The organism is Kitasatospora sp. NPDC057738, assembly GCF_042798815.1.
GTDB classification, from domain to species: domain Bacteria; phylum Actinomycetota; class Actinomycetes; order Streptomycetales; family Streptomycetaceae; genus Kitasatospora; species Kitasatospora lactacystinica.
The window spans coordinates 111,934-120,511 of the sequence record NZ_JBHVJT010000001.1 but is presented as its reverse complement, the minus strand read 5'-3'; the positions used below and the strand labels follow the sequence as shown (position 1 = coordinate 120,511).

Below are 8,578 nucleotides of genomic sequence, written 5' to 3'. Positions count from 1 at the left end.
GTGTGGGTGGTCTGTTGTGTTCAACAGAAACCCCCTCCTCCTTGCTGGGGGGCCCCCCGGACCCGCCTCCGCCCTCTTTTTCCCAACCCCGTCTGGGTCTGTGTTTGCCGCCTCTGTCCCGGGGTCGGCGACCGGGCGCCGGGACGTCACCGCGGACCAGTGCCGGAGCGCGGGCGGGCACGTCGAGGGCAGCGGCTACTGCGTCGACGCGGCCGGTGAGGACGGCTGGGGCCAGCCCATCGACGGCCAGGCGATCAACCCGGATCCGCGGCCCGGGGAGGAGTGAGCGCGCTCCGGCGCCCCGCCCCCCGGGCGGGGGAGCGGGGCACCGGGCCGGCGGCCCGGACCGGGGCCGCTCACGGCACCGCTACGGCACCGGGCGCAGGGTGACCGGTGCCGGGGTGAGGGCGCGCAGGACGAGGTCGATGTGCACCTTGGCGGCGCCCGCGCGGTGCAGGGCGGCGGCGATCGTCCGTAACTCCTCGGGGCCGGTACAGGCGAGGCGCAGTTCGAGGTCGGCCTCGCCGACCAGGGCCAGGCCGCTCTGGACGGCCGGGAACTCCGCCGCGAGGCGGTCGAAGTCGAGCGGGACGGGGCCGTGGCTGATCCGGACGATCGCGTGCAGGGAGCGGGCCGGCTGGGCCCGTACCGCCGGATCCGGACCGTCCGGGACGAGTCGGAGCGGGGCGGTCACCGGCGCTGGAGCCGGGCGGCCGTGGCCGGGGCCGGGGTCGGGGCGGTCGGGGCCGGGGTCGGGGCGGTCGGGGTCGGGGCCGGGGTGAGCGGCGCGGCGGGCGGGGCGGTGACGGGCGGGGCGGTGACGGCGGGGGCGACCAGCCGCGGGTCGAGCACCAGGGTGTCGATCCCGAGCGGGGCGGTGAGGTCACGGAGGGCGGGCTCGCCGAGTTCGGCGTGGGCCTGGTCGGGCCCGAGGAGGGCGACGAGGGCCTCGGGGCTGGAGAATCCGACCGCGCAGCGGCGGCCGTCGCGCAGGCGGAACAGGCGGAGTGCGGTGGTGCTTCCGGTGCCGGAGGCGGTGACCGGAACGTGCCAGACGACGCGGGCCATGCGGATGCTCCCGAGTGGGGTGGTGGTGCCTGCCGGAACTACTGCCTCGACGCTAGGGCGGCCCGGCCCGGGGAGCGCCGGTCCTGACGCGCCGTTGACCGAATGGGGTCGTGCGTTGACGCACTCCTGACGTCCGACTCACCCGAGTGGACCAAACCACCGGTCGAGCGCTCCGCTTGCCGTGCGTGCCGACCCGGACCACCGTGGAGTTCGGCCCCCGGCACGTCCTGCGCCGCGCCCTGCGTCGAGTCCTGCGCCGAGCCCCGCTCACGGCTGCCGGAGCGCCCCGCCGCGAGCGCCGCGGCGCCCGCCGACCGGACCCGTGCGGGACCGGAACGCGACCGGAACGCGACCGGAAACGGGGGGAGGTGGAGCCGGAGGCCCGTGACGAGATATCTTGACGTCAAGACGTTGGAGACGTGAAGCGGAGTACCGATGACTGACTCGACCATCATCTATACGCACACCGACGAGGCTCCGGCCCTGGCGACCTACTCGTTCCTGCCGGTGGTCCAGGCCTACGCCTCGACCGCGGGTGTGCGCGTGGAGACCCGCGACATCTCCCTGGCCGGGCGGATCATCGCGAGCTTCCCGGAGCGTCTGACCGAGGCGCAGCGGATCGGCGACGCGCTGGCCGAGCTGGGTGAGCTGGCCAAGACCCCGAGCGCCAACATCATCAAGCTGCCGAACATCTCGGCCTCGGTGCCGCAGCTCAAGGCCGCCGTCGCCGAGCTGCAGGCCCAGGGCTACGCCCTGCCGGACTACCCGGACGACCCGCAGACCGACGAGGACAAGGACGTCCGCGCCCGCTACGACAAGGTCAAGGGCAGCGCCGTCAACCCGGTCCTGCGCGAGGGCAACTCGGACCGCCGCGCCCCGCAGTCGGTCAAGAACTACGCCAAGACCCACCCGCACCGCATGGGTGCCTGGACGGCCGACTCGAAGACCAACGTCGCCACCATGGGTGAGAACGACTTCCGGTCCACCGAGAAGTCCGCCGTGATCGCCGCCGACGGTGCGCTGCGCATCGAGCTGCTGGGCGAGGACGGCGCCACCACCGTGCTGCGCGAGAAGGTGCCGGTGCTGGCCGGCGAGGTCGTCGACGCCTCGGTGATGCGGGCCGCCGCCCTGAACGAGTTCCTGGCCGCGCAGGTCGCCCGCGCCAAGGCCGAGGGCGTGCTGTTCTCGGTGCACCTCAAGGCCACCATGATGAAGGTCTCCGACCCGATCATCTTCGGCCACGTGGTCCGCGCCTTCTTCCCGAAGACCTTCGCCAAGTACGGCGAGGTGCTGGTCGCCGCCGGTCTGAACCCGAACAACGGCCTCGGCGGCATCCTGGCCGGCCTCGACAACGTGCCGCACCTGGGCGCCGAGATCAAGGCCTCCTTCGAGGCCGAGCTGGCCGAGGGCCCGGCCCTGGCCATGGTCGACTCCGACAAGGGCATCACCAACCTGCACGTGCCGAGCGACGTCATCGTCGACGCCTCGATGCCGGCCATGATCCGCACCTCCGGCCACATGTGGGGCCCGGACGGCAAGGAGGCCGACACCCTCGCCGTGCTGCCGGACAGCAGCTACTCCGGCGTGTACCAGGCCGTCCTCGACGACTGCCGCGCCCACGGCGCCCTGGACCCGGCGACCATCGGCTCGGTGCCGAACGTCGGCCTGATGGCCCAGAAGGCCGAGGAGTACGGCTCGCACGACAAGACCTTCGAGATCGCCGCCGCGGGCACCGTCCGCCTCGTCGACGCCGAGGGCAACGTGGTGCTGGAGCAGGCCGTCCAGCCGGGCGACATCTTCCGCGCCTGCCAGACCAAGGACCTGCCGATCCAGGACTGGGTCAAGCTGGCCGTCACCCGCGCCCGCGCCACCGGCGTCCCGGCGGTGTTCTGGCTGGACGAGAACCGCGCCCACGACGCGGTGCTGATCGAGAAGGTCAAGCAGTACCTGCCGGAGCACGACACCACCGGCCTGCAGATCGAGATCAAGTCCCCGGTCGAGGCCACCACGTTCTCGCTGGAGCGCATCCGCCGCGGCGAGGACACCATCTCGGTGACCGGCAACGTGCTGCGCGACTACCTGACCGACCTGTTCCCGATCCTGGAGCTGGGCACCAGCGCCAAGATGCTGTCGGTCGTCCCGCTGATGGCGGGCGGCGGCCTCTTCGAGACCGGCGCCGGCGGCTCCGCCCCGAAGCACGTCCAGCAGCTGGTCAAGGAGAACTACCTGCGCTGGGACAGCCTGGGCGAGTTCTTCGCGCTGGCCGCCAGCTTCGAGCACCTGGCCACCACCACCGACAACGCCCGCGCCCAGGTGCTGGCCGACACCCTGGACCGCGCCACCGGCACCTTCCTCAACGAGGACAAGTCGCCGAGCCGCCGCCTCGGTGGCATCGACAACCGCGGCAGCCACTTCTACCTGGCCATGTACTGGGCCCAGGAGCTGGCCGGGCAGACCGCCGACGCCGAGCTGGCCGAGGCCTTCGCCGGCCTGGCCGCGACGCTGACCGAGCAGGAGTCGGCCATCGTGGACGAGCTGATCGCCGTCCAGGGCTCGCCGGTCGACCTCGGCGGCTACTACCAGCCGGACGCGGCCAAGGCCGCGGCCGTGATGCGCCCGTCCAAGACCTTCAACGAGGCGCTCGCCAACCTCGGCTGAACCCGGCCGAGCTGAGCTGACGAGAGGCCCCGGGTCCGCATCGGACCCGGGGCCTCTCGGCGTTCACGTCCGGATCGCCGGTTCGGTGTTCATGCCCGGACCGCTGTTCACGCCCGGCCGAGCAGGGCGAGGGCGGTGCCGACGGCCTCGCGCAGCAGGAGGTACGGGCCGTGGGCCAGCGGGCCGTCCGCGCCGAGCACGGCGGCGGTGGCGCCCGCCCGGCGGGCGGCCAGCGCGGAGCGGACGGTGTGGAAGCCGTTGGTGACCACCGTGCAGCGGTAGCCGGGGCGCTCGGCGGCCATCAGGGCGGCGCTGAACCGCAGGTTCTCGGCGGTGTTCACGGCCCGCTCCTCGCGTCGGATCCGCTCGGCCGGGACGCCCCGGGCGGTCAGGTAGCGGGCCATCGCGGCGGCCTCGGTGCACGCCTCGTGCGGGCCCTTCCCGCCGGTCACCAGGACCAGTGGGGCGTACCCGGCGGCCTCCTCGGCGGCGAAACGTTCCAGCGCGGCGTCCAGCCGGGCCGCCAGCGGGGGAGCGGGCTCGCAGCCGTCCAGCGCGGCGCCCAGGACCACCAGGTAGTCGGAGCCGGCCGGCGCGGGCCGACGGCGCTGGTACAGCGCCACGCCGAGGAAGCCGAGCGGCCAGAGCAGGACGGACCCGCAGAGCAGGACGGCGACGAACAGCAGGACGTGCATATCCGTTCGAACGCCCGCGGCGGAACGACCGTTCCGGGGCCCGGCGGAACTCCTGTCCCGCGGCCGCTCCGGCCTCCCGTGGGCCCCTGCTGCGCGGGCGCCCGGAAACGGCGGAGCCCCCGTTCCGGAGGCGGAACGGGGGCTCCCGGGAACAGGGGTCCCGCGGCGGGCGGCGGGCTCAGCCGACGTCGGCCGCCGGGGCGGCGCCGGTGACCGGGGCGGCCGGGGCCGTGCCCGGGCGCCGGTCACGCTTGTGCAAGGAGGCCAGGTAGGCGTTGTACGCCTCCAGCTCGGCATCGCCGGTGCGCTCCTCGGAGCGGTCGCGGCGGCGGGCCTGCCGCTGCTCGGAGCCCATCCACTGGTAGACCAGCGCGATCAGCACGATCGCGGTCGGGATCTCGCCGAACGCCCAGGTGATGCCGCCGGCCAGCTTCTGGTCCTCCAGCAGGTTCGTCCCCGGTGGCGCGCCCTCCACGGTGAAGGTGGTGACCAGCGGGTGGGCGGCCATCATCACCGCCACGCCGAAGAAGGCGTGGAACGGCATCCCCATGAACAGCTCGATGATCCGCATCACGTGGCCGGGACGGTGCGGGCCCGGGTCCACGCCCATGATCGGCCAGAAGAAGGCCAGACCGGTGAGCAGGAAGTGCACCATCATGAAGATGTGCCCGAGGCGGTACTGCATCAGGAAGTCGAACAACGGGGTGAAGTAGACCCCGTACAGGCTCGCGATGAACATCGGGATGGTGAACGCCGGGTGCGAGACGATCCGGACGTACCGGCTGTGCAGCAGCGCCACCAGCAGCTCGCGCGGCCCGCGCGGACGGCCCTTGCCGGTCGGGCGCAGCGCCCGCAGCGCCAGCGTGATCGGGGCGCCGAGCAGCAGCAGGATCGGCGTCAGCATGGAGAGCACCATGTGCTGGATCATGTGCGCGCTGAACAGCACCATGCCGTAGTCGTTCAGCCCGGTGCAGGTGACCAGCAGCAGGCTGGCGACACCCATCGCCCAGCCCGCCATCCGGCCGATCGGCCAGCGGTCGCCGCGCCGGTACAGCCGCACCACGCCCGCCGCGTACAGCCCCAGGAGGACCAGGCCGCCGAGCAGGAACACCCAGTCCGGCGACCAGGTCCAGACGTTGGACAAGGTGAACGGGCCTAGTCGGGTCATCCCGCCGTGGTGGTGCATGCCTGACATTCCGTCGCCCATCGGCGGGTCCCGCTTTCCGTCCTCGTGGTCCCCGCTGGGGGTCCGGTTCGCCCGTTTTGCTTGGTCTACAGCCTAGGTGGGCCTTACCTCGGGCCATCCCCCCACCCCCTCCGTACAGGTGCCTCCCCACGGGGGCGCCCGCTGGCTAGACTGACCGGCCGGTCGGCAGGGAGGCTCGGAGATGGCGACGGAACACGGATCCGCGGCGCGCCCCGCGGTCGCACTGACCGGGGCGACCGGCTTCATCGGCTCCGCCGTGCTGGCGGCCCTCACGGCGCGCGGCGTCCCGGTGCGGGCACTGGCCCGCACACCGCCCCGGGACGCCGCTCCCGGCACCGCCTGGGTACCGGGCGACCTCGCCGACCCGGCCGCGCTCACGGAGCTCTGCACGGGCGCCGGGGCCCTGGTGCACCTCGCCTCCCGGGTCGACGGCGGCGCCGAGGAGTGCGAGGCGGTGAACGACCGGGGCACCGCCGCCCTGATGGCGGCCGCCACCCGCGCCGGGGTGCGGCGGATCGTCCACCTCTCCACGGCGGCGGTCTACGGCGAGGGCCCGCACACGGACGTCGAGGTGGACGAGGTGCCGCCCGCCCCGGTGTCCGAGGCCAGCCGCACCCGGCTGCTCGGCGAGCGCCACGCGCTCGCGGCCGGCGGATACGTGCTGCGCCCCGGGCTGGTGACCGGCACCGGCGACCGCTGGGTGGTGCCCGCGCTGGCCGAGCTGGTCCGCCGGGTGCCGGTCCGCTGGGAGGGCGGCAGCGCCCGGCTCTCCCTGGTGGACCGCACCGACCTGGCCCGGCTGATCACCGCGCTCGCCCTGGAAGAGCACGCCGCCCCGCCGGGCGTCCACCACGCCTCGCACCCCGGGCCGGTCCGCGGCGGCGACCTGCTCGCCGCCCTGGCCGCCCTCGGCCTGCTGCCCGCCCCGGACGGCCCGGCCGTCCCGTGGGAGGAGTGCCGCCGGCTGCTGGCCGCCGCCCCCGGCCGGGTCTCCGAGCGGCAGTTCGGCCTGATCGCCCGCGACCACTGGTACCGCAGCGAACGGATCTGGCGGCTCGCCGCCTGCCCGCCCGGCCCCGGCCCGCTGGCCCGCCTCCCGGAGGCCGCCGCCTGGTACCGCGAGGCGCTCGGCCTGAGCGGGTCCTGACCGACGGGGGCGTAGGCCGCCCCACCCGGTGCGGCCGCCCCACCCGGTGCGGACCGTCAGGCCGTGGCCTGCCCGGCGCCGGGACGCCGGTTCTTCGCGTCGACGACGGCCCGGGTGAGGATGGTCGTGCGCTCCACGACGGTGCCGGGCTTGACGCCGTTGACCTCCCGGACCTGCACACCACGGCTGCCGAGGTACTGGTGGCTGTCCCGGTCGAAGATCCACTCCGATCGCTCGCCGGTCTGGGGGTCGAGTCGCGCCAACGCGATGCCGTCGCGGCCGGAGGCGTCCTGCGCGTGCTCGACCACGACGACGCCCGGGATCTTGCCGGCGGCCTCGTAGAGCGAGGCGGCGAGGCCGGACGGGACGAGCTGCTCGCGGATGATGGAGCCGATCTCGTTGAACGCCTGCTGGTCGTGGTCCCGGGTGCCGCTCACCGTCGAGTAGACGGACTTCAGGAACGCGTCGGGGTCGGCGGGTTGGGCCGCCAGCCACGTGTAGGACAGCTGCTTGCGGGGCTCGTTGGTGTCCAGCGTGATGCCGCCCTTGTCCTGGTAGCCCGGCTCGTCCAGCCAACCCTTGGTGCCGTCGGGGGACTTCCACACCTCGCGGTCGTGCAGCGGCTGGACCCAGGTGACGGACTCCCCGGTGTCCGCGTTGTGACGGGTGGCCATGAAGGAGACCTGGCTCTTGATGTAGATGTACTGGCCCGGTCCGGGCTGGGGCGTGGTGCGCGCCGTCGCGGCGGCGGCGATCGCGTGGACCGTCGAGGCGAGCTGGACGGTGCTCCCCTCCTCGATCTGTACGACGGGGGCCTTGACCGGCTTCGGGGAGGCAATGGTGCCGGCCGAGTTGCTCAGGGAGACGACCACGGCCAGGGCCGCGGCCGCGGCGACGGGCGCCGCGAAGAGGACGGTGCGGCGCAGCGGGCGCCGTACCGGGGACGCCGCGGGGGCGTGGTCGGGCCGGTGGATCTCGCTCATCAAGTGCTCCTCGAGCAGGTCCTGGCGGCTGGCCGCCAGTTGGGGATCGGCCGGCGCCGGCAGCAGACGGGCCAGTTCCGCGTGGTCGAGCGGTTCGGTGCGCCGCCGCGAGTTGCGGATCATCGGTGCGTCTCCTTGTGCGGCCGGGCCGCAGTGCTGCGGCTGTCCTGTACTTGTCCGGGGATCGGGAGCGGTTCCGTGTTCTTCTTCGCGGCGCGCAGTTCCTCGGCCGCGAGTCCGCGCAGTCGGGTGCGGGCGCGGGAGAGGCGCGAGCGTACGGTGCCGACGGGTACGCCGAGGGTGGCTGCCGCTTCCGCGTAGCCGAGCCCGGACCAGACGCAGAGGGCGAAGACCTCGCGTTCCGAGCGCCGCAGGCGCCCCAAGGCCTTGTGGGCGGCCGCGAGTTGCTCGGAGTCGGCCATGCGGCCGACGAGTTCGTCGGCGAAGTCGGGGACCGGATCGGCCGCGGGCATGCGGGCCATGGCCGCGCCGTGGCGGCGGGCGGCGCGCGTCGTGTTGCGCAGCACGTTGACGGCGATGCCCATGAGCCAGGGGCGTGGACTGTCGCCCTCGTCGCGGAGTTTCCCGCGCAGGCGCCAGGCTTCGAGGAAGGTCAGCGAGACCACGTCCTCGGCGAGTGCCCAGCTTCCGGTCACGCGCACGGCGTGGCGGTACACCAACGAGGCGTGGTCCCGGAAGAGGTCGCGGAACGCTTCGGGGTTCCCGGCCCGGAGCCGGGAGTGTGGATGGTTCACGTCATGCCTTGTCCGAGCGGCGACACCGGTTCCCGTGACACGGGTCACCACCCGCGGCGGGCACG

9 protein-coding genes are annotated in these 8,578 nt (G+C 73.8%); 3 read left to right on the top strand and 6 right to left on the bottom strand.

Annotation, left to right across the window (positions count from 1 at the left end; genetic code table 11):
* Positions 1-100: 100 nt before the first annotated feature.
* On the top strand, positions 101-286 hold the full coding sequence (locus ACFVGO_RS00475) for a hypothetical protein (RefSeq protein ID WP_380630444.1): 186 nt from the start codon (positions 101-103) through the stop codon (positions 284-286).
* 81 nt (positions 287-367) lie between these two features.
* On the opposite strand, the gene ACFVGO_RS00470 is transcribed toward ACFVGO_RS00475, so the two are convergent.
* Both ACFVGO_RS00470 and ACFVGO_RS00465 read right to left on the bottom strand, forming a co-directional pair.
* Positions 368-694, bottom strand: coding sequence for a hypothetical protein (locus ACFVGO_RS00470; RefSeq protein ID WP_359898446.1), 327 nt, complete (start codon positions 692-694; stop codon positions 368-370).
* Entirely contained in the window at positions 691-1,068 is a 378-nt protein-coding gene (locus ACFVGO_RS00465) for an SAV_915 family protein (protein WP_380630443.1), read from the bottom strand. The genes ACFVGO_RS00470 and ACFVGO_RS00465 overlap by 4 nt, the downstream gene beginning before the upstream one ends.
* 435 nt (positions 1,069-1,503) lie before the next feature.
* On the opposite strand from ACFVGO_RS00465, the gene ACFVGO_RS00460 reads away from it, so the two are divergent.
* Entirely contained in the window at positions 1,504-3,726 is a 2,223-nt protein-coding gene (locus tag ACFVGO_RS00460; RefSeq protein ID WP_359898448.1) for an NADP-dependent isocitrate dehydrogenase, read from the top strand.
* 107 nt (positions 3,727-3,833) lie between these two features.
* Here the strand turns inward: ACFVGO_RS00460 and ACFVGO_RS00455 are convergent, their stop codons facing one another.
* Both ACFVGO_RS00455 and ACFVGO_RS00450 read right to left on the bottom strand, forming a co-directional pair.
* The gene (locus tag ACFVGO_RS00455) at positions 3,834-4,421 is read right to left on the bottom strand and encodes a YdcF family protein (RefSeq protein ID WP_380630442.1); all 588 of its coding nucleotides are present in this window, start codon (positions 4,419-4,421) and stop codon (positions 3,834-3,836) included.
* A gap of 178 nt (positions 4,422-4,599) precedes the next feature.
* Positions 4,600-5,607, bottom strand: coding sequence for a cytochrome c oxidase assembly protein (locus ACFVGO_RS00450; RefSeq protein WP_359898450.1), 1,008 nt, complete (start codon positions 5,605-5,607; stop codon positions 4,600-4,602).
* Between the two features lie 202 nt (positions 5,608-5,809).
* Between ACFVGO_RS00450 and ACFVGO_RS00445 the strand changes: the two genes are divergently transcribed.
* Positions 5,810-6,775 carry an NAD-dependent epimerase/dehydratase family protein gene (locus ACFVGO_RS00445; protein WP_380630441.1) on the top strand — a complete coding sequence of 322 codons (966 nt, stop codon included), beginning with the start codon at positions 5,810-5,812 and terminating at the stop codon, positions 6,773-6,775.
* Between the two features lie 56 nt (positions 6,776-6,831).
* On the opposite strand, the gene ACFVGO_RS00440 is transcribed toward ACFVGO_RS00445, so the two are convergent.
* Complete coding sequence (locus tag ACFVGO_RS00440) at positions 6,832-7,881, bottom strand: CU044_5270 family protein (protein ID WP_380630440.1); 1,050 nt, start codon at positions 7,879-7,881, stop codon at positions 6,832-6,834.
* Complete coding sequence (locus ACFVGO_RS00435; protein WP_359898453.1) at positions 7,878-8,513, bottom strand: RNA polymerase sigma factor; 636 nt, start codon at positions 8,511-8,513, stop codon at positions 7,878-7,880. Before ACFVGO_RS00435 ends, ACFVGO_RS00440 begins: the two co-directional genes overlap by 4 nt.
* Positions 8,514-8,578: the final 65 nt, after the last annotated feature.